We start from the raw sequence: 19,381 nt of genomic DNA on the forward strand, positions 1-19,381 counted from the left end.
TCTGGCGGCCTACCGCGGAATAGGTGTGGAGGTAAAACGCCTGATGACCGATAACGGCCCTGCTTATCGTTCCCGTCGGTTCAATGCAGTTTTACAACGGGAAGGGATCAAGCATGTGTACACGCGCCCATACACGCCCAGAACGAACGGCAAGGCGGAGCGTTTTATACAGACAATGATCCGGGAATGGGCGTATGCGATGCCCTATGCAAACGACATATCAAGGACATGGGCGCTGACAGATTGGATCAACCACTACAATAAACAGCGCCCTCATGGCAGTATCGGAAATCTACCGCCGGTGTCTCGAATACCGAAGCTGCGTGAACAACGTGTTTAGTATTCACAGCTAGACAACGCTGCCACGCCAGTGGCCATTTTCATTTTCCTGCCGCGTGATCGTACGAATTTTTTCGATCACCTTGCTCATCGCATTGGTCACAGGCTTGTCTCTGCACGATACAAGGAAAACATCCCGATAGAGTCGAGGCTCGACAATATCAATGGCATTCACCTCATCATTTTTTTCGAGGTGAAAAAAGGACGATGACGGGGTAATCAACATGCCGTGTCCTTCTGTAACATGCCTTAATGTGGTCATCAATTGACCATGCGGCTGGCGCTTGTTTAAGTAAAAACCAGTCTCTTTTTCGTATTGGCCAATGAGATAGCCAAGCGAGTCTGTACGATTTGTAACCATGACCTCGTAGTGTCTCAAGTCTGAAAACCGTATAGCGCCTTTTCTAACAAATAAATCATCAAATTCAAAAAATCGGTGCTTCCCAATCAACAAATATATTTTTTCTCGAAAGAAAAGCTCATAGTTAATATTTTTACAATCACTTTCATCATAAGAAGAAACAGCAAGATCAATATCACCGCACTTCATCATTTTAATCAAATCGGATGAATACCCTGTATAAATGCTTAATTCAATATTCGGAAATTCTCTTTCAAGGCATGTCATTAATGGCACAGCTAGAATATTGCAAATGGGCTGGGTAAAACCGATCGAAACCTTGCCGGAAGGTGAGGATATCGATTGATGTAACTCAGCCTGTGCTTGCTCCAACTGGCGAATGACTGAGCGCGCATGAGCCAAGAAAATCTCTCCACTCTCGGTTAGATAAACCCCACGCACATCACGACTGAACAAGGTCGCCTTGAGTTCATGCTCCAGTACCGAGATCTGCTGGCTAATACTGGGCTGCGAGATCTCAAGCTCCCGAGCTGCAGCTGCAATGCTGCCAAGCTCAGCTGATTTCACGAAATATATCAATTGCTTGGTATTCATAAGCTTTATACCTATAGGAGTTGCCTATACCTGCTATACCGGATTATTTGTTTTGTCATCGAATCAGTTTTTCTATGCTGGCAAAGGTATCAACGCTACAGGAAAAACCACATGAAAAAACAGAGTTATTATTTCGACCGACCTCTTAAATACAGTGCCGAGGAGTGGAAGGCGAGGCAGGATCTGGCTTGTATGTACCGGATTTTTGATCATTTCAACTGGGATGAGTCAATCTATAATCATATCTCATTACGTGTACCCGGTGAACCTGAACACTTTCTGATCAATCCATTTGGTTTGCATTACAGTGAAGTAAAAGCATCCAACCTCGTCAAGATTGATATCGATGGTAACATCGTGGGTGATTCTGACTGGCCAATCAATCCTGCCGGCTTTACCTTCCACAGTGCCATACATAAACATGTGCCCGATGGGCATTGCATCATGCATGTACATACAACACCGACCCTGGCTGTATGCTGCCTGGAAGAAGGTCTTTCATTCACAAATTTCTACTCAGCACAGCTGCATAACCAAGTCGCGTATCATGACTTTGAAGGCATTACGGTCCGCATGGATGAAGGCGATCGAATTGTAGCCAGCAGTGAGGGCAAAAAAATCCTGATGTTGAGAAATCATGGCCCTGTTATCATCGGGGCTGATCTACCACAGGCATTTTCACTGATGTGGCTTCTGAACCGAGCATGTGAAGTTCAGTTGGCTTCAATGTCCATGGGTAAAACACTGAAAATTCCTGATAACATTCTTGAGCGTTGCGCACGCGATACGCCTCTTTTCAATCCAAAATATGGTTCTGGTCGAGATGCAGTTGCCGCTTTTGAACGTTTGATGGATAAAAAAGATCCATCCTACAAGTATTAATCCATAAGAAAGGCCCAACAATGAATATAATAAAAACGATCGCATACATTTGTGCATTCATGTTTTCCACCGCTACCTACTCACAAACCACACTGCGTGTGGCCACTTGGCTGCCTCCGACCAGTGGACAAAATGATGTCGTTTGGCCTACCTGGGGGAAATGGGTTGAGGAAGCAACGGAAGGACGTGTCAAAATTGAACTGGAGTATGGTTCAGGACACCCCAAATCCATGTTCAGCCTGGTTGAAGATGGTGTGGCAGACGTCAGTTTCGGTGTAAATGGCTATCTGCCTGGCCGATTCAAACTACCGGCCGTCGTTGAAATCCCGGGGGTAACCGCTGACCCTGAAGCCTTGTCGGTCGCTCTATGGCGCGTGTACAAGCAACACTTTGAGGCGGCTCACGAGTTCGATGGGCTGAAAGTTTTGGGCATGTTTGTACACGGCCCTGGTCAGCTGTTCACCACTTTCGAAGTCAACGACCTCTCGGATCTGCACAATAAGAAAATTCGCACGGGCGGTGGAGTCGTGAACGACCTTGCAACACGCCTGGGTGTCGTGCCTGTATTTGCTCCCGTTACAAAAGTGTATGAAATGATGCAACAGGGTGTCATAGACGGTGTTTTCCTTCCCGCTCAGGAACTGAAGTACTCTCGCCTGAACGAGGTTGTGAGCGATGTGACCCTATTCCCTTCGGGCATGTATACAACTGCTTTTACAATTTTCATGAATCCGGATGTGTTTGAGGACCTGAGTGAAAAGGACCGTAATGCGATCATGTCGGTATCTGGCGAAAAGCTATCCGCTCTCGCTGGTCGCGCTTGGGGCAACTCGGACACTAAGGGGCTTGAGGCTGCTCGTGAGATGAACGTGCGGATAAAAGAACTGACCCCTGAAGACCCTATGACACAGCAATTTGCAGAGAAGGTCCAAGGAATGCATGAAACCTGGATTGACAGTGTGTCCGACCGCCCCATCGATGCACAGGCCGCTCTGGATGACTTGAACCGAGCAGCCCTGGAGTACCAACGCCAGACAACCGATTAATCGCCCTTGATTGTAGCGGTGCATAGCCGATCCAGGCATGTACCGCTGCATGCAGGCCTCATCACATTAATGACCCGAGCATGGGACTCATCGACTTTTCAGTGGCCGGCTTTGCCGAACAAACAAAAAACGCCGTCAAGAGACGGCGCAAAAGGTTTGGTCACAGAAGAGCCGTGACCGGTGCAGCACAACAACAAAGTCAGGTCAGCACACTCAGGAAACGCTCGTTCAACTGACGGTCATGATAGAAAATTGCCTTGCCCAGCTCGCCCGCATCCCAGGTCACCGGCTCGTGGTCCGGGTAGTGGTAGTCGCCACCGCAGAAAACCTCATTACGATTGCCGGACGGGTCAAAGAAATAGATGGTTTGACCGTGAGTCAGCCCATGACGTGTCGGGCCAATATCGATTGAGGTATCGGTCATGGAGATCAAGTCCGCCGCCTTGAGCACATCGTTCCAGGTCTCCAGGAAGAAGGAAGCATGGTGAAACTTGCCTGGCTCCGGATGATCAATGAAGGCCACATCATGTGCCTTCATGCTGGCAGTCAGGAACTGGCCGACACGCTTGCCGTCCGGTGTCATCACCTGCTCAGCCAGATCGAAGCCGAGCACATCACGGAACAGCTCTAAAGTGCGGTCCAGGTTGGGGCCGTACAGCAGGCAGTGGTCGAAACGGGTCGCCTGCATGCCTTTCAGGCCACGCGGCCAGGCTTCCGGGTTGTGATTGCCCACGCCCCACTTGCCGGTCTGCTCCTTGGTGGCAAAAAGCTCGAACGCGTGCCCGGTGGGGGCAACAAAACGGACGCGGCGTCCACAGTCTTTAAGATCACCGGCGGGAATGTCTTCCACTTCGCAGCCGAACGCAACCAGCTCAGCACGCAAGCTGTCCACAACCTCTTCGCTCAAGCACTTGAAGCCCATGAAATCCATACCGGCTTCGTCCGCTTCACGCAGCACCACCGAGAACTTGTCCACTTCGGTCCAGCCCTTGAGATAGACACGGCCCTGATCGTCGCGGTCCATTTCGATCAGACCGAGCAAGTCTACGTAGTGCTTGACGGCTTCATCCATATCCAGCACGCGAATCTGCACGTGCCCAGGACGCATTACACCTTTTTTCATAGCCACCTCTTGTTATGACAACCCTTGGCCGCTACCGGCCCGATTACAACTCAGATTGACTATTACAGGCCTTGGCGGCGTGTTAAATCCGGTGGGTGCAAGCTTTATCCGCACACTGCATACCGCATGCATCTGCAGCATCGTTGCAGTTTTTGGACACAGGTCTGCATCAATCGGCTATTGATGCAGGTCAGGGTTCTTTCTAATCAGCAGACCATAAAAATAACGCACTCCCTGAGAGGTTTATATGTTCAAGACCAACACTCTGCGTACTGCTGTCGCTGCCGGCCTGGCAACCCTGACCCTGAGCACACCAGTGCTGGCTTCGGATGAGCCGGTCAAGGTGGGCATCATGCTGCCCTTCAGCGGTGTGTATGCCGCGCTGGGCGATGCTACCCGTAACGGTCTGAAAATGGCATTGCAGGAAAAGGCTTCCGAACTGCACGGTCGCAAGATTGAATACATCGAGATCGACACCGAGGCACGCCCCGAACGTGCACCTGAAATCGCATCCTCGCTGCTGGATCGCAGCAAGGCCGACTTCATCATCGGCCCTGTCCACTCAGGTGTGGCCATGGGCATGCTGAAGGTGCTGCGCGGCAAGGATACCGTGATGATTGTGCCGAACGCCGGTGCCGGCCCCGTGACCGGACCTCTGTGTGCACCCAACGTATTCCGCACTTCCTTCTCTTCCTGGCAGCCGTCGTACCCAATGGGCAAGGTGGCACTCGACAAGGGCTACAAGAATGTCGTGACCATGAGCTGGAACTACGGCATGGGACGCGAGAGCCTGGATGCGTTTGAAGAATCCTTTACTGCCGGTGGCGGCACGATCGTCAAACAGATGCTGGTCCCCTTCCCGCAGACCGAATTCCAGTCCTACCTGTCGGAAATCGCATCGCTCAAGCCTGATGCCGTGTTCGTATTCTTCGCCGGCGGCGGCGCGGTCAAATTCGTCAAGGATTACGATGCACTGGGCCTGAAAGGCAAAATCCCACTGCTGGGCTCCGGCTTCCTGACCGAGGGCACTATTGAAGCCCAGGGTGCTGCCGCCGAAGGCGTGATGACGACGCTGCATTATGCTGACACGCTGGATAATGATCTCAACAACCGCTTCAGAGCCTCCTACAAGGAGCAGTTCGACAAGCCGTCTGACCTTTACGCGGTACAGGGCTATGACACCGGTCTGCTGATTGCCAATGCGCTGAACCAGCTCAAGGGCGACATTTCCGATCGCGATGCCCTGATCAACACCATGGCCAACACCACGATCAACAGCCCGCGTGGCGACTTCACCTTCTCCAAGGCCCACAACCCAGTACAGAACATCTACCTGCGTACGGTTGAAAACGGCGAGAACAAGGTGATCGAGATCGCATCCCCGATGCTGGAAGACCCGGCTCGCGGCTGCAAGCTCTAAGCCTGCAATACCGGGCGGGGCTTTACCCTGCCCGGTCGTATTAACCTGACTGATCATCCCGGGTTCTGCTATGACCACCTCTTTGTTTTTTGTGCAGCTGATCAACGGCCTGCAGTATGGGCTGCTGCTGTTTCTGATCGCTTCCGGCCTGACGCTGGTGTTCGGCGTGATGGGCATTCTCAACCTGGCGCACGGCTCCATGTTCATGGTCGGCGCCTATCTGGCCTGGTATTTCTTCGAGCATACCGGCAGCTTCGGCATCAGCGCACTGATCTCCGCCGCGATCGCCCTGCTGATCGGTATTGCCATCGAACGGGGGCTGATACGCCATCTCTACCGGCGCAACCATCTGGACCAGGTGTTGCTCACCATCGGCATGATCTTTGTCTTCAACGCACTGCAAAGCCTGCTTTGGGGCAACGACCCGCTGGGCGTGCCGGTACCCCAGGCTCTGTCCGGTGCCGTACCGCTGAATGACGTACTGGAGTACCCGGTCTATCGCATCTTTGTCGCCCTGCTCTGCATAGCCATCGCCTTCGTGATGTATTACATGATCAACAAGACCCGGCTGGGCATGCTGATTCGGGCCGGTGAATCCAATCGCGAAATGGTGGAGTGTCTGGGCATTGATATTCGTCGCCTCTACACCATCGTGTTTGCAATTGGCGTAATGCTGGCGGCTGTCGCCGGGGTCGCATCTGCCCCAATGTCCTCCATCATGCCCGGCATGGGCGAACACGTATTGATCACCTGTTTTGTAGTGGTCGTGATCGGCGGCATGGGATCGATCAAGGGCGCCTTCGTTGCGGCCCTTCTGGTGGGGCTTGTGGATACCTTCTCGTCCGTTCTGGTACCCCAAATCTCGAGCATGATGATCTACATCCTGATGGCGTTCATCCTGCTGATCAAGCCGCAAGGCTTGTTCTCTTCCTGATCCGGAGTCTGTGTCATGTTGTTCAATAAACGTACCGAACGCATCTTCATCTGGGTGTTCTTCCCCCTGGCACTGCTGTTGCCGCTGTTTCTGGAACAGAACACCTTCTACGTCAGCAAGCTGACCAGCATCATGATTTTCGCCCTGTTCGTGATGTCACTGGACTACCTGGTGGGCCGCTGCGGCTTGATCACCCTGGGCCATGCCATGTTCTATGGCCTGGGCGGCTATCTGTTCTGGATGCTTGCGCCGGAGTACACCGAGGTCAACTTCTGGGTGTATACCTTCTACGTATGCATGAGTGCGGCCGCCATCGCACTGGTGATCGGCTTTCTGGTACTGCGTACCAACGGCATCTATATGATCATGATCACGCTGGCCTTTGCCCAGATGGCCTTCTATTTCTTCTCGGACTCCATCAAGTTTGGTGGCAATGACGGGCTGTTCATCTACATGAAGCCTGAAACCAGTATCTTCGGCCTGAGCCTGTTTGATCTGGATAACCCTATCCACTTCTACTACCTCTGCCTGCTGTCACTGTTCAACACATTGGTGTTTTTCAAACTGCTGATCCGCTCTCGCTTCGGTCGCGTAGTGGATGCCATCCACCAGAATCCGGGTCGCACCACGGCCCTTGGCTACAACATCTTCATGTTCCGCCTGATGAGCTATGTGATCGCATCAGCACTGGGGGCTTACGCCGGCTACCTGTTCACCCTGCAGTATGGTTTCGTCAACCCGTCCATGCTGGCCTGGACTACCTCCGGCTCGGCACTGGTGATGTCGATTCTGGGCGGCATGGGCTCCATCTATGGCGCCATCCTCGGCACCTTCGTGTACGAGGGCCTTCACTACTCCCTGGAGCATCTGACCGAACACTGGATGCTGTTTATGGGCATTCTGATCATCGCAATGGTAATGGTCTTCAAGAACGGCATTGCCGGTTATCTGGAGAAACTGCTGGAGAAACGCTCATGACCACAGAGCTGATGCTTGAAACCGAGGGCCTGTGCAAATACTGGGGCGGGCTGAAAGCACTGGATGATATCTCTCTCCAGTTCCACGATAACCAACTGCACGGCATTGTCGGACCCAATGGTGCGGGTAAAAGCACCCTGCTGAACCTGTTGTGCGGCCACTACAAACCCACCAGCGGGCGGATTCTGCACAAGGGCGAGCCGATTGAGGCGATCAAGCCACACGCTTTTGCCCGCCGGGGGATTGGTCGCAGCTTCCAGAAAACCAACATCTATCCGGGTGCCACCTGTCTGGAGAATTGTTGTGTGGCGGTACAGCGGCGCATGGGCGGCAACTTCAATTTTCTGCGCTCACGCTACACCCAGAAAGTACTGGACGAGATCGCCACCGAGGCACTGGAAAAGGTTGGACTGGGTGCGCGGCGTGACGAAATCGCATCTCACATCAGTTACGGCGAACAGCGACAACTGGAGATCGCCATGGTGCTGGCAACAGCTCCCGAGGTTCTGCTGCTTGACGAACCGATGGCAGGCATGGGACACGAAGAGTCATTGCTGATCATCGAGCTGTTGAAAAAACTGAAACGGGAATACTGCATCGTGCTGGTCGAACACGACATGGATGCAGTGTTCGAATTGTCGGACCAGCTCACGGTGATGGTGGACGGTCAGCATCTGATCACCGGCACCGTTGATGAGGTGCGCGATGATCCCCGCGTGAAGGAAGCCTATTTGGGCCAGGGCGACGAGGTATTCTGAACATGACGAAATTGCTGGAAGTAAAGGGGCTGCACAGCTTCTACGATGAAAGCCACATTCTGCACGGTGTCAGCTTTGAGATTGAAGCCGGTCAGGCGGTGAGTCTCATGGGACGCAACGGCATGGGCAAGACCACCACGCTGAAATCGATCCTTGGGCTGGTTCAGCCACGCAGCGGTCATGTGTTCTTTAAGGGCGAGGAAATTTCTGCCCTGCCCACTTGGCAGCGGATGCGCAAGGACATCGCCTATGTTCCCGAAGGCCGAGGCATGTTTCACAACCTGACGGTAAAAGAGCATCTTGAAATGGCCGCACGCCCCAACAATCGAGGCGAGCAGCACTGGAATTACGAACGGGTACTGGAAACCTTTCCGCGCCTGCAGGAACGATTGAGCAATCTGGGCACCCAGCTGTCCGGCGGTGAGCAGCAGATGCTGGCCATTGGCCGAGCGTTGGTCACCAATCCGGATCTGCTGATTCTGGACGAGGCCACCGAAGGTCTGGCGCCACTGATCCGCAAGGAGATCTGGGACGTGATTCGCACAATCAAGGAGAGTGGTATTTCCACCCTGATCGTAGACAAGAACATCCAGGTACTCAAGGAGCTGTGTGACCGGCATGTGGTGCTGGTCAAGGGCAAGGTCGTGTTCAACGACGACTCTGAACAGCTGCTGTCACGGCTGGACGAGGTTGAGTCCTATCTCGGTGTCTGAGCCCTTCGCTACACTGCGCTTCGGGCTGATTCCGGCTCGGAGCGATTACTTGGTACAATCCCCTATTTGTGCAGCGCCACAGGGCCCCCACACTATGACAGCAGACACTGAAAAACCCCCTGAAACGCTCCGCCAGGGAATTGGTTCTCTTGAAATCGGGCTACGCATTCTGAATACCATTGCAGAGTCGCCCAGACCCCTGACGCTGAAGAACCTGTCCGACCAACTTCAGCTATCACCCAGCCGGCTGCACAAATACATCGTCAGTCTGCTGCGCATGGGCTACATCATGCATGACAACGGCAGCAGTTACACGCTGGGCAGATCCTGCCTGACCCTTGGCGTAGCGGCCATCCGTCGCATCGATCCGATCAGGATGGCGTTCACGGCTGTTGAAGAACTCAATGAAACGACGGACAAGACCGTGTCGGTGACGGTCTGGAACGGCCAGGCGCCTCTGGTCATCAAATGGCTGGATGCCAGCCAGCCGGTCGCCGTCAACATTCGGCTCGGGCTGGAGCTGTCCCCCTTTTTCTCGGTGTCTGGCCGCATCTTCCTGGCCAACCTGCCAGAGGAGCGACGCGAAGCCATGCTGGGCGCGTTTTTCCAGCAACCGCTGGCCCTGCCTCGCCATGGCGGCAAGTTGCTGCAGCGTGATGCATTCCGGGAGCATTTGGATCAGGTCAGACAGGACAACCTGTGCTGTTTCTACGGCGATTATCTGCCCGATCTGAATGTAGCTGCCAGTGCCATCTTCGATATCAACGGCAATATATCGTCGGTCATCAGTTTGATGGGGATGGCAGGTGATACGGACATCCGTCCCGGCTCGACACTGCAACAGCAATTGACGGGATGCGCCGAGCGGGTGACGCAAGCCATCTGCGGCCAGCAGCACCCCAAGCGGCACACCGGATAGAGGGTGTGTCGCCTGTGGTCATTCAGCCACGAGGGGCAGCGCGGTCAACGCTTGCGGCGCAATGTCTCGGACGGCAACTCACCAAACATCTTGCGATAGTCGGACGAGAAACGGCCCAGGTGGGTGAAACCATAGTCCAGCGCCACCTCGGTTACATTGCGTACCGCCTTGCCACTGACCAGCTCTTCTCGCAGGCTTTTCAGCTTCGACTGTTTGATAAATAGTTTAGGCGTCACATTGAAGTATTTGGCGAACAGATTATATACGGTGCGCACGCTGACATTACCGACTTGCGCCAGCTCTTCAACACTCAGATCATCACGGATATTGGCCTCGACATAGGCCAGCAGGTGGGAAAAGCTGCGATCATTGGCATGCAGATCGCGTCCCGAAGCCGCATTGCTGTCAAATTGCTGCAGCAGCTTGCGAATCAGGATATCGCGGTAGGGTAACTGCAGATGGCTCAGATCGAGTTCGGTGTCATTGGCCTCCAGCAGCAGCGCATCAAGCAACCGCATGAACCCAAGAGACTGCTCCAGCTCGATGACACGGCGTTCGAAACGAACGCCGCTGCGTGGCACCAACCCCGTCTGATCAAGGCAGACTTCCTTGACCAGCTCCTCAGGAACCTTGACGATCACCTTTTCGCAATCCTCGGAGTAGGTCAGATCCATCTGCTCTCCGGGGTTCATCATCAGTGCCTGGCCCCGAAACAGACGCAGGTTCTCGTCTCGGAAGCGCCAGCGGCACTCGCCTCGGGTCACCACCTGGAAATGATAGATACCCTGTAGCTCAGGGCAGCGCACATTCACACAGCCACCATAGCTGATGGAGGACAATCCTAGCCCGGCAAAGTCCCGGTGGTTCAGTCGCGAGGCCGGTGAACGACTACACTCGCGATCGGCAAACTCAAGCTTGTGGTGTCCTACATGGCGATTGACGTATTCGGACACTTCCAGCGGGTGTGCCTGATCAAAAATCACTGCATTACTGAGCACGTTGGAGAACATGGCTTGCACCGTATTTTGTAATTATTGTTAACGGCTTAATTATAGGTAAAAGCCTCCTCGATGCAATGCCTGTTTTTTAATCAACGTCACTCGGCCATACCTGCCTCCATGTGCGCCACCTTGCCCATGACGAACTCGATAAAGGCCCGGGTTTTGACCGGCAGGCTTTCCCGGTGTGGATAGAGCATATGCATGGTCCGACCCTCCATCGACCACTGGGGCAGCAACTGGACCAACTCGCCCCGCTCCAGTTCTGCCGCGACAACGTAGCGTGGCATGCAACAGACACCCAGATTTTTCTTTACCGCATCCACGGCAAAGCGGATCTCATCGGTTCGCAAATGGGCGTGTGGGGTGAAGGTAATCGCGTGTCCATCCGGGTCCATGAAACGCCAGAACGCCGAACGCTTGAGCACCACCAGCGGCAGCTTGCTCAACTCTTCCGGTCGCTGTGGAGCACCATGGCGTGCAACCAGTTCAGGCGTGGCCACCACGACCATCTCGGTACTGAGCAGAGGACGCATCACCCAGTCATTGAGGGTGACTTTGCCCAGTCGAAAGGCGATATCAATGCTGTTTTTCACCAGATCCACGTTCTCGTTGCTGAGAAACATCTCGACACTGATGCGCGGGTTCATCTCCATAAACTCAAACACCCAGTTCTTGACGTAATGATGCCCAAGGGTCAATGGTGCGGTAATTTTGATGTCACCCGACATGGAGGACAGTTCAGTGTTCACATCCTCGGTGCGCATCTCCAGCTCGGTCACAACGCTGGATAGGCTGTTGTAAAAACGCTGACCGGACTCCGTCAGGCCGAATTTTTTGGAACTACGATGTACCAGCTTGTAGCCAAGATCCTGCTCGAACGCCTGCAACCGACGCGACAGGGTTGAAGTCGGAATATCCAGATAGCGCGCCGCCGCCACCAGACTTCCCTTCTCAACCACCTTGATGAAGTAGTACAGATCCTGATAGTTCATAGTGTAATTCTCAAAAATGAAATCACGCCGTCCCGCGCAGCGTGTGGATAAATATCCCTGAACGCCTATATTGAGCATCATTGGGCGGATCGTGCAATCCGAATCGTCTGATGCTACACCACTCGGCTTCGGCTTTCCCCACTCATTTTCGGGATTCAGGACATCAACATGTCAGACCAGACTTCAGCGGACAACAGTATCAACCCCGTTACAGTGGTAATCTCCCGTCGCGTCGTCAAGGGCCAGGAAGCCGAATTCGAACGCCTCAGCAGTCAGATGACCGAACGTGCGGCGCGTTACCCCGGTTACCTCGGCGCCAGCATGTTTCGTCCTGCGAGTTCCGACGATCCCGAGTACCGCATCATTTTCAAGTTCAACGATGAAACGACTCTGTCAGCCTGGCAGCAGTCGTCCGAGCGCGCCGAGATTCTGGAGCAGATCGAGCCTTTGCTGGTAGCCCCGAGTCAGGTGGAAACCACCTCCGGCATCATCAACTGGTTCACCCTGCCCGGCCACAACCCGGTGAAGCCGCCACCCAAATACAAAATGACCTTTGTCAGCTGGTTGGCGCTTTACCCCACCGTCACCATCATCTTTCTGCTGTTTGGCGACCTGTTGGCACAAGTACCACTGCTGTTGCGCACCATGCTGATTACAGCCGTGGTGATGGTGGCCATGTCCTATCTGCTGATGCCGCGTTTCACTCGATGGTTCGCCTTTTGGCTGTTCCCCAAGCGAGAACAGAACGAGCGCTAAGCTCGGTTGTACGTCCGGACCAAGAATTCAGGAACTCCCATGACCCTAAAACTGACCGTTGTTGACCAATCTCCCGTGCAGGGTCTGCCTGCAAACGTTTCACCCGTTGCCCTGACGGTTGAGCTGGCTCAGGCCTGCGATCGGTTGGGCTATCACCGTTACTGGCTGGCCGAGCACCACAACAGCATCAACTTTGCCGGCCCCTGCCCGGAGATACTGATCAGCCACATCGCCAGTGTGACCGAACGGATTCGTGTCGGCAGCGGGGGGGTCATGTTGACCCACTACAGCCCTTACAAGGTCGCTGAACAGTTCAGCATGCTGGAAACGCTCTATCCCGGTCGTATCGATCTGGGCATCGGACGGGCACCAGGGGGTGACGCGCTGGCATCACATGCGCTGGCCTACCCCGCCCAGCCGGGGCTGGAAGACTATGCTGAGCAATCCTGGCTACTGCAGAACCTGCTGCACCACAGCCTGCCTGAAGGCCATGCCTACAAGGGACTGCAGGTCATGCCGGGACAGCCGGCCATACCACAAACCTGGATGTTGGGATCAAGCGGTGGCAGTGCCGGGCTGGCTGGTCAGGTCGGCATGAAGATGTGTCTGGCCCTGTTCATCAGCCCCGAACCGGCCCCGCCCAGCGTCATCAGCGAATACAAGCAGGCCTGGCGTGAGGCGGGACACTCTGGCCAACCTGAAGCCAGCATTGCGGTGGCGGCACTCTGTGCCGACAGCCGTGAAGAAGCCGAATATTTGGCAGCCCCCGCCGTGTACTGGAAGGTCAAGGCGTTCCGTCAGGGCATCCGTGAGGTGGTCAAGCATCCCGACGAGGCCCTGCGCCTGAAGCAGAGTCTGAGCCCGGCTGATCAGGCTTTCTTTGATGCGGTTCTGAACTCAATGATACTGGGAACCGCTGAAGAGTGTGCCGATCAGATCAGCCGCGTTGCGGATCAATACCGCTCCGATGAAGTGGGCGTTGTGACGGTCACTCATGATTACAGTGATCGTCTGAGCAGTTACGAGCGGCTGGCCGGGGCTCTACTCTGAACCTTTGACCGACCCCGAGCGCGTATAACGAAGGGGCGTCACGTAGTGTGACGCCCCTTCGTATTAACGGTTGGTCAATATGACTTGTACGGCAGGAACTTGCCGGACAGCACCACGTTGACGCGGTCTCCGTTGGGGTTTTCTTCACGCTGGATATCCATGGAGAAATCGATGGCGCTCATGATGCCGTCACCGAACTCCTCATGGATCAGCTCCTTGATGGTGCTGCCGTAGACACTGACCACTTCATACCAACGATAGATCAGCGGATCGGTGGGCACGGCACTGGGCAGTGATCCCTTGTAGGGCACAACTTGCAGCCAGGCAATGGCCTCATCCGACAAACCAAATATTTCGCCAACCGTTTCAGCCTGCTGCTTGTTGAACGTCATCTGGCCCAGACAGCCTGCAGTCGTCCACTCCTTCGACAGTCCGATGGCATCAGCCACCTGTTTCCACTGAATGCCCTTACTCACCTTGGCGGCGAGGATCATCTGAGTTACTTCTTCACGGGTACTGATCATGATGTTCACCTTCGTATGGACGATAACGTTGTGTTCAGGCCGCTCGACTGTGCCGAGGCTGACCAATATTCAGTGTGGCGACGACTTCCTCTCCCATGCGCTGCTGCATGATCATGCTGTCGTCACTTTTGTGGCTGATCTCCCAGTGCCCATCGGGCTGCGGTACGCCGTGCAATACCAGAGGCAAGGCTCGGGTCTTGAGCCGAATTACGGGCATCTTGTGCTGATAGGACGAGGGCTCCCGCCCAAGTACCGCGGCTGCCACTGCGCGCGCCTGGTGCTGAATCGGCTCAATGAAGCGGCAGGGTTGACCATCCAGGCTGATGCAGTCGCCCAATCCATAGATGAACGCATCACTGCTGCGCATGTTTTCATCCACCACAATCCCTGCGTTGAACGCCAATCCAGCCTGACGCGCAAGGCGGCTGTCGGTTTTCAATCCCGTCGCGGCAATCACCTGATCGACTTCCAGCGTTTCTCCACTCTCAAGTCGGATCTGTTTGCGGCCGTTTTCAGCACAGACATCGGCAATCTGACTCGAGGGCCGATAGATCACGCCCTGTGCCGCAAGACTGTCTTGCAATGCTTCACCCGCTTCGGGCGGAATCAGTCCGGTCAGCGGCAGAGGCTGACGGTCCAGCAACGTGACCCGATGCCCGGCTCGGGTGAGGTCTTCTGCCAGTTCACAGCCCACCATGCCGGCTCCGACGATGGCAACCTGCTGCGGTCCGATGGCCAGCTGCTGCTGCAGTCCACTCCATCCTGCCAGGTCGTTGACACGCCAGCAGAGAGAGGCCGGCAGTTCATCAGGCAAGGCGGGCCTGGCACCCTGAGCCAGTACCAGATGGCTATAGGTCAGAGTGCCACGTGTGGTACGCAGCTCCCGCCGCGTCGCACTGATGCCAACGACAAAAGTCTCGCTGAGCAAGCGCACGCCCAAACGACAGGCAGCATCCACTGCGGTTTCCTTGATCAGCGCTTCGGTTTGCAGGCCACGGCTGAGCGCCACTGAAAGCTCCGGCTTGTGATAGCGATTGGCGCTGCAGGCACTGACCATAGTGATCGGCGTCTCCCCATCCAAACTGCGAATCGCTTCAACAACGGACCAGCCTGCAATACCGCCACCCACAACAACAATCCCGGGGCGATTGTTACTAACTGCACCAACCGGCGCAGCAGCCGTTACCACCTGAGCCTCCAGCAGCTCGAAATCGGTTTTGGTCACGCCGCACAGCGGGCATTCCCAGTCATCGGGTATATCTTCAAAGCGGGTACCCGGTGCCAGCCCACTGTCCGGATCACCCAGCTCTTCATCGTAAATCAGGCCACAGGCCAGGCAGATATACTGCTGCCAGAGGCGCTCTTCGGGGTTGAATACATCTGTGCTCATGCCGGCACCTCCTCCTGCATCAACTTGGCCATCTCCCAGCGCAGATGCTTGATAGCCGGAGTGACGATGGCCACAAAATGCGCTTCCCGGATGCGTCGCTGCGGCGCAGAGTTCATCAGATAGCCACGGGCCCCCTGATGCAGAAGAGCTGACTGTGACGCCTTCAGTGACAGCTCTGCGCCGTGTGCTCGCAGTTCCAACACATCAAGCAGATAATCCTTGCTGCCATCGAAGGGGGTTTGAGCCAGTACGCCGGCGCGAGCGGCCACTTCATCGAACTCGGCCTGCAGCTCATCCGGACGGTTGTGCAGGTACTGATTGACGTGACCCAGTTGATTTTCCACATCTCGAATGGAGTCGATGGACCCTTGAATCACACCGGCGGCAATACCAACCTGCAGCAGAACAAATGCCGCTCGGATACGCTGGATAAACGGCCTTGCCGGATCAGCGATGATTTGGTCTTCGCTGACAAAGTAGTTATCCAGAGGTACGGCCCAGGTGCTGGTGCCCTCCATGCCGGAAAACTCCGGGCAGGGCCTTAACGGCACCCGCTCATCAATATCCAGCAGGAACATCACTTCATGTGAACGACTGCCATCGGCACGATCAACAGCAGCAATGGCACCACAATACTGTCCCTGGCCGATATGACTGACCCAAGGCAACGTGCCACTCACGCTGTAGCCACCCGGCACCTTTTTCGCCTTAAGCGCCATTTTTTCGATGCCGGTCAGCGCTTTCATCGGGTTGGAGAGCCCGGTACCGCCGAATGTGCGGCCTGCAACATGATCGTCCAGACGCGCCAGCAGTGCCGGATTGCCGGACTGCTCCATGTACAGGCCGCAGACATCATGGCACCAGGTCATGAAGCCGGTGGAACCACAGTGGCGACTGACTTCCTGCATGGTGGCAAGCGCAAGACCAAAGCGACCGCCATGCTGATTCAGATGCGCGGCAAAGGCTCCTGCCTGACCGAGGTCTGCCATGATGTCGGTCGGGTAATAACCCTCATGGTCGATACGGTAGGCGGCGGGAGCCAGCTGTTCCCGAGCGACTTTGGCTACATCAGCCAGCACCTGGGCATCATCGGCCCAAGGGGTGAAAAGCGGGGTGGATACGGCGACGTTATTCATGGCATTCCTCTCCTGTCAGGTATTGGGCTCAGTCCATCAAGCTGATGCTGAACGGGATCGGGGTGCGCATGGTGTTGGCGACCGGAGAGAAGTAGTTCGCATGCTGCACAATCTCATCCAGCTGCTCACGTGTGGCGTCGCCCTCGACCAGAACCTTGACGCGAATTTCCTGGAAGCCCATCTGCTCAGGCTTCATTTCTGCACCACCCGCCCCCCAGGCGGCAGGGTTGCCGATATCCCCTTCCATGAATATTTCCAGCTTGCTGAGCTTGACCTGCTTCCAGGTAGCCACGGCCGTGATCCCCACCGCGAGGCAGCCCCCGAGACCCGACAGTACGATTTCACCCGGTGCCGGCGCGGTATCTTCCCCGAACAGGTGCAGCGGCTCGTCCACAACCACTTCGTGCTGATTGACATGGCTGATGGTGCGATACTGCCCATCGGTAACGGTATGGACCTTGTTGGTACCGCGCGTACCGGGGTTGTTGCGTCCCTTTTCCGCAAACGCTATCAGGCCATCTCGATCAATCGGGCGCAGGTAGGTAGTAACGGTTTCAGCCTTGGTTGCTGTTGCAGTTGTCATTGGCATATCTCCAGTCGTTTTGATGACACTGTTCAGTCCGGATCGGACGTTTCCAGTGGCTTGTCATATACAAAGCAGGAGCCGTGCCAATATTGAAAAATAATTATTTTTACTTATGCAACAACAACTTAAACAAATAACGATGTAACTTTAGAAAATAGCGCTACGAAGTGTCAGACATTGTCAGCATTACATTGTCTGACAATGTCTGACCCTGATCAGAGACTGTCCGTAAGGGACAGCTTTTCCAGGCGATAGCGAAACTGGCGTGCCGTCATTCCCAGCAGGGCGGCCGCGCGCGTTTTGTTGCCACCGGTTTGCTGCAGGGCTTCCAGCAATGTCTGTTCCTCATCCTCCCGTACCCAGCTGTAGGGACGAGCGCTGGACTGAATGGAGCCTGCGGAGCTGACCGGGACGATCGTTGCGGCGGATTCAGGCGGTGGTAACGGGGATGGCTGAGCAAGGGCCGACTGGCCGGCTTCAAGATGACTGTTGATCACCGACTCCTGGCGCAGAATGCTTTCGATGTCACCAATGGTGATATTACCGTCCAGTGCAATCAGTACCGCTCGCTTGATCACGTTCTCCAGCTGCCGAATATTACCCGGCCAGTTGTAGCTCTCCAGCCGTTCCATTACCCCCTTGCCAAACAACGTGTAGCGCCCGTACTCGCGGTTGGCGTTAAGCAGGAAATGACGCGCCAAAATGCGTACGTCACCGGTACGCTCGCGCAAGGGCGGCAAATGTATGGGAAACACGTTGAGACGGTAGAACAGGTCCAGCCGGAAGGTACCTCGATTCACGGCTTCCTGCAGGTTCTTGTGTGTTGCCGTGACAATGCGAACATCCACAGGAATATCGCGGATGCCACCGACACGTTGAATCAACTGACTTTCAAGCACACGCAGCAGCTTGGACTGCAGCTCCATATTGAGATCACCGATCTCATCCAGAAACAGGGTTCCCCCATTGGCCAGTTCGATCTTGCCCTGCTTGCTGGACGTTGCACCGGTAAAGGCACCCTTTTCATGACCGAAAAGCTCCGACTCAAGCAGTTGCTCGGGAATCGCGGCACAGTTGATGGCCAGAAAGGGCAGATCTCGCCGTTTGCTGTTCAGATGAAGAATCTGCGAGAAGCGCTCCTTCCCCGTGCCCGACTCCCCTGTCAGCAGAACGGTAACCGGTGTGTCCGCCACACGGGTAATCTGCAGCAATGCATCCCGTACGGCGGCACTCTCCCCCAGAATGCCGTAGTTGTTCTGTTGTTGCTCCAGCGCCTCCTTCAGCTCCTGGTTTTCTTCACGCAGGTGACTGGTACGCTCATCGATCAGGCCATTGATCTTGATGATTTGAGCGATGAACGTCGCCAGAATGCGCAAAATAACCAAGTCAGCGTTTATCGCACGGGGCCTCATGCGGAGCCGGTGAGCGGCCAGAACGCCAACGGTTAGATTGCCATCCATGATCGGGACGGCGAGATAGGACACCACGCCTTCAGGCAAGGTGGCTCGGTCAACGGCGCGGAACAGAAAACCCGGTTCCTGGTCCACATCCTGTACCACCACCTGTTGACCACTTTGCATCACCTTGCCGGTAATACCTTCTTCAAAGCTGTACAGACCTCGCTTTCGTTCCGCCTCGGTCAGGCCATAGCTGTAACGGATGCGCAACAGTCCGTCCGCGGTGGATGGCAGCAATACTCGCCCCCGGTTAAGCCCCAACATCTGGGACATCAACCTAAGGGTTCCGGTTATGGCAATCTCCGGGGTGCCCGAATGGCCGATCAGCTTGGCTGCCTCATGCAGTACCGTGAGGTCGGCCGCACCACGATCATTGGCACTGGCTGCATTCATGGGGGAAGTCAGTTCCTTGTCCATGTCAG

The 19,381-nt window shown here is 55.1% G+C and carries 20 protein-coding genes; 11 read left to right on the forward strand and 9 right to left on the reverse strand.

From position 1 onward, the window contains the following. On the forward strand, nt 1–340 hold a 340-nt coding region (locus BLV48_RS17115), incomplete at its 5' end, for an integrase core domain-containing protein (RefSeq protein WP_139253909.1). 9 nt (nt 341–349) lie between these two features. Here BLV48_RS17115 and BLV48_RS17120 read toward each other — a convergent pair. Continuing rightward, nucleotides 350–1,294 carry a LysR family transcriptional regulator gene (locus BLV48_RS17120; protein WP_091828016.1) on the reverse strand — a complete coding sequence of 315 codons (945 nt, stop codon included), beginning with the start codon at nt 1,292–1,294 and terminating at the stop codon, nt 350–352. Nucleotides 1,295–1,405: 111 nt separating this feature from the next. Here BLV48_RS17120 and BLV48_RS17125 point away from each other — a divergent pair, with 111 nt between their 5' ends. Both BLV48_RS17125 and BLV48_RS17130 read left to right on the forward strand, forming a co-directional pair. Next, complete coding sequence (locus BLV48_RS17125; RefSeq protein ID WP_091828017.1) at nt 1,406–2,176, forward strand: class II aldolase/adducin family protein; 771 nt, start codon at nt 1,406–1,408, stop codon at nt 2,174–2,176. Nucleotides 2,177–2,196: 20 nt separating this feature from the next. Further along, complete coding sequence (locus BLV48_RS17130; RefSeq protein ID WP_091828018.1) at nt 2,197–3,222, forward strand: TRAP transporter substrate-binding protein; 1,026 nt, start codon at nt 2,197–2,199, stop codon at nt 3,220–3,222. Between the two features lie 199 nt (nt 3,223–3,421). On the opposite strand, the gene BLV48_RS17135 is transcribed toward BLV48_RS17130, so the two are convergent. Next, entirely contained in the window at nt 3,422–4,345 is a 924-nt protein-coding gene (locus BLV48_RS17135) for a catechol 2,3-dioxygenase (protein WP_091828019.1), read from the reverse strand. Between the two features lie 247 nt (nt 4,346–4,592). Between BLV48_RS17135 and BLV48_RS17140 the strand changes: the two genes are divergently transcribed. The 6 genes from BLV48_RS17140 to BLV48_RS17165 all read left to right on the forward strand — a co-directional run bounded on the left by BLV48_RS17140 (nt 4,593) and on the right by BLV48_RS17165 (nt 10,067). After that, complete coding sequence (locus BLV48_RS17140) at nt 4,593–5,765, forward strand: ABC transporter substrate-binding protein (RefSeq protein ID WP_091828020.1); 1,173 nt, start codon at nt 4,593–4,595, stop codon at nt 5,763–5,765. Nucleotides 5,766–5,835: 70 nt separating this feature from the next. Further along, entirely contained in the window at nt 5,836–6,699 is an 864-nt protein-coding gene (locus BLV48_RS17145; protein ID WP_091828021.1) for a branched-chain amino acid ABC transporter permease, read from the forward strand. Nucleotides 6,700–6,714: 15 nt separating this feature from the next. After that, the gene (locus BLV48_RS17150) at nt 6,715–7,677 is read left to right on the forward strand and encodes a branched-chain amino acid ABC transporter permease (RefSeq protein WP_091828022.1); all 963 of its coding nucleotides are present in this window, start codon (nt 6,715–6,717) and stop codon (nt 7,675–7,677) included. Beyond that, a complete protein-coding gene (locus tag BLV48_RS17155) occupies nt 7,674–8,435 on the forward strand; it encodes an ABC transporter ATP-binding protein (RefSeq protein ID WP_091828023.1) in 762 nt (253 codons plus the stop codon). The genes BLV48_RS17150 and BLV48_RS17155 overlap by 4 nt, the downstream gene beginning before the upstream one ends. Nucleotides 8,436–8,437: 2 nt before the next feature. Then, complete coding sequence (locus tag BLV48_RS17160; RefSeq protein ID WP_091828024.1) at nt 8,438–9,148, forward strand: ABC transporter ATP-binding protein; 711 nt, start codon at nt 8,438–8,440, stop codon at nt 9,146–9,148. Nucleotides 9,149–9,242: 94 nt separating this feature from the next. Next, the gene (locus tag BLV48_RS17165) at nt 9,243–10,067 is read left to right on the forward strand and encodes an IclR family transcriptional regulator (protein ID WP_091828025.1); all 825 of its coding nucleotides are present in this window, start codon (nt 9,243–9,245) and stop codon (nt 10,065–10,067) included. 44 nt (nt 10,068–10,111) lie between these two features. Here BLV48_RS17165 and BLV48_RS17170 read toward each other — a convergent pair whose 3' ends face one another. Further along, nucleotides 10,112–11,077: an AraC family transcriptional regulator gene (locus BLV48_RS17170; protein ID WP_091828026.1), complete on the reverse strand. Its 966-nt coding sequence runs from the start codon at nt 11,075–11,077 to the stop codon at nt 10,112–10,114. A gap of 86 nt (nt 11,078–11,163) precedes the next feature. After that, a complete protein-coding gene (locus BLV48_RS17175; protein ID WP_175527714.1) occupies nt 11,164–12,060 on the reverse strand; it encodes a LysR family transcriptional regulator in 897 nt (298 codons plus the stop codon). A gap of 168 nt (nt 12,061–12,228) precedes the next feature. Here BLV48_RS17175 and BLV48_RS17180 point away from each other — a divergent pair, with 168 nt between their 5' ends. Together BLV48_RS17180 and BLV48_RS17185 are read left to right on the forward strand one after the other, a co-directional pair. Then, entirely contained in the window at nt 12,229–12,816 is a 588-nt protein-coding gene (locus tag BLV48_RS17180) for an antibiotic biosynthesis monooxygenase (RefSeq protein ID WP_091828028.1), read from the forward strand. A gap of 39 nt (nt 12,817–12,855) precedes the next feature. Next, nucleotides 12,856–13,866, forward strand: coding sequence for an LLM class flavin-dependent oxidoreductase (locus BLV48_RS17185; RefSeq protein ID WP_091828029.1), 1,011 nt, complete (start codon nt 12,856–12,858; stop codon nt 13,864–13,866). 74 nt (nt 13,867–13,940) lie between these two features. Here the strand turns inward: BLV48_RS17185 and cynS are convergent, their stop codons facing one another. From cynS to BLV48_RS17210, 5 genes are all read right to left on the reverse strand, one after another. Next, complete coding sequence (gene cynS / locus BLV48_RS17190; RefSeq protein ID WP_091828030.1) at nt 13,941–14,390, reverse strand: cyanase; 450 nt, start codon at nt 14,388–14,390, stop codon at nt 13,941–13,943. Nucleotides 14,391–14,424: 34 nt separating this feature from the next. Continuing rightward, entirely contained in the window at nt 14,425–15,780 is a 1,356-nt protein-coding gene (locus BLV48_RS17195) for an FAD-dependent oxidoreductase (protein ID WP_091828031.1), read from the reverse strand. Next, on the reverse strand, nt 15,777–16,916 hold the full coding sequence (locus BLV48_RS17200) for an acyl-CoA dehydrogenase family protein (RefSeq protein WP_091828032.1): 1,140 nt from the start codon (nt 16,914–16,916) through the stop codon (nt 15,777–15,779). Before BLV48_RS17200 ends, BLV48_RS17195 begins: the two co-directional genes overlap by 4 nt. 28 nt (nt 16,917–16,944) lie before the next feature. Beyond that, nucleotides 16,945–17,499 carry an OsmC family protein gene (locus BLV48_RS17205; protein ID WP_091828033.1) on the reverse strand — a complete coding sequence of 185 codons (555 nt, stop codon included), beginning with the start codon at nt 17,497–17,499 and terminating at the stop codon, nt 16,945–16,947. Nucleotides 17,500–17,717: 218 nt separating this feature from the next. Next, nucleotides 17,718–19,376 (reverse strand): sigma-54-dependent Fis family transcriptional regulator, encoded by a 1,659-nt coding sequence (locus tag BLV48_RS17210; protein WP_254775074.1) that lies wholly within the window; start codon nt 19,374–19,376, stop codon nt 17,718–17,720. Between the last annotated feature and the right edge of the window lie 5 nt (nt 19,377–19,381).

Source organism: Marinobacterium iners DSM 11526, from assembly GCF_900107855.1.
Taxonomy (GTDB): domain Bacteria; phylum Pseudomonadota; class Gammaproteobacteria; order Pseudomonadales; family Balneatricaceae; genus Marinobacterium; species Marinobacterium iners.